The following is a 1552-nucleotide window of genomic DNA, read 5'->3' as shown; positions in this document are numbered from 1 at the left end:
ATGAAAAGCTGATGGTCGGGACCGAAATTGTGTTCAAGCAGGTCTGTAGATGTCAGAGATAATTGGCGGCCTTTTGTTCGAGATAATTGTCAGTTTCCCGGACCAATGACGAGGCAGTCGCGCGCTGCATCAACAACTTCGCAGGAAACCTCCTCGACCCGATTGAGCGCCATTATTCTTTTTATCTGCGCGAAGACCCGTTCCATGGGCCTGAAGTTGCCGCGCGTAATGCGGATCACCGCGGCCTCGACGCCCTCAAGACTCGTGCACGAAGCCGATGCGCGAGTAAAACTGGGCATAGCGCGCGAGGCGCTTCTCAAGAACAGGCATCCCCAACAGGATCAAGCCAAACCCGTAGCGATCGGAAAGATCGCGCAGGTGCTCGAGCAATTTTATGGTCAATCGATCTGCCTCGTCGACGATTATTAGCGGGCAGGCTTTCTGAGCGCTTTCAAAGCCCCGAGCACTACTGAGAGAGCCAGCCAGAGTGAGCCGAGCGTAGCTGGCTCACAGAGTTTGCTCGCGGCGTGCGGGGTGATGAGAAAAGACCGGTTTCGACCCCTTTCGGACCTTCCCCGAGGCGAGGTCAAGGGAAAGTCGTAGCCCAACCGGTCATCGCTCATTGGCCTTTCTTTCCGGCGTGCGATAGAGGCTGCCTTTTCTCCCCAATGCCGCAGGAAGTTGGTTTGCTACTTTCGCGCTCGCAAGCCGCAGTCGACTGCGGTCCGGCGATTGCCATCTAAGGCAGGGTTAGACCGTCATGGCTTGACATCCCACGCCACGGAATATGGGATATCGAAAGACAAGCTAGACACCTTAAGGTGTCGAGCCAGTAGGCAGGGTACAGGCTATGCGTCGCATCGGCTGCGGCAACGAACCCATTGCTATTGCGTTGCAACAGAACTATCGCAACCCGCAAGTTCTGGATGAAGGTAGCTTCGATGGCCAATGATGACGTTGGCAGGCGTGCCACAGGCCAGCCCAATCTCAAAATCTTGACGATTGGAGCACTGGGTGTCGTTTACGGCGACATCGGAACAAGCCCCCTCTATGCGTTTCGCGAAGCACTTCGGGTGGCCGCATCGGATGGCTCCACGCCGCGCGAGGACGTGCTCGGAGTCCTTTCGCTGATCATTTGGGCGCTGACGCTGATCGTGACGGTTAAGTATATCAGGTTCGTACTCCGGGCCGACTACAAGGGCGAGGGCGGTACGCTCTCTTTGATGTCGCTTGCACGCGGCAGTTTCCCTGCGTATTCGACCGCCATGTTGGCCTTAGGCGTCATTGGCGCGGCACTGTTCACAGGCGACTCCATGATCACGCCCGCAATTTCGGTGCTTGCGGCAGTGGAAGGCCTTGAGACCGCTACGCCAGCCTTCGAACCCTATGTCGTGCCCATCACGCTGCTTATCCTCATTGCACTTTTCTCCGTCCAACGCTTGGGAACCGGCGCGGTCGGACGCATTTTTGGCCCGATTACTGGTATCTGGTTTATCGCGATCGGAATTTCGGGATTTAGCCATATCATCGCCAATCCCGACGTGCTGTGGGC

At 56.8% G+C, this 1552-nt stretch carries 2 protein-coding genes; one reads left to right on the top strand and one right to left on the bottom strand.

The window, feature by feature from the left end:
* Positions 1-255: 255 nt before the first annotated feature.
* The gene (locus AAAC48_RS06670) at positions 256-390 is read right to left on the bottom strand and encodes a hypothetical protein (RefSeq protein ID WP_340653433.1); all 135 of its coding nucleotides are present in this window, start codon (positions 388-390) and stop codon (positions 256-258) included.
* A 536-nt stretch (positions 391-926) separates the two neighbouring features.
* Between AAAC48_RS06670 and AAAC48_RS06665 the strand changes: the two genes are divergently transcribed.
* A partial coding sequence (locus tag AAAC48_RS06665; protein WP_340653432.1) for a KUP/HAK/KT family potassium transporter occupies positions 927-1552 on the top strand: 626 nt, incomplete at its 3' end.

It is taken from the genome of Phyllobacterium sp., from assembly GCF_037994405.1.
Classification (GTDB): domain Bacteria; phylum Pseudomonadota; class Alphaproteobacteria; order Rhizobiales; family Rhizobiaceae; genus Phyllobacterium.
Note: the sequence above shows the minus strand (reverse complement) of the source record. Positions and strands in the feature narration are given on the sequence as shown.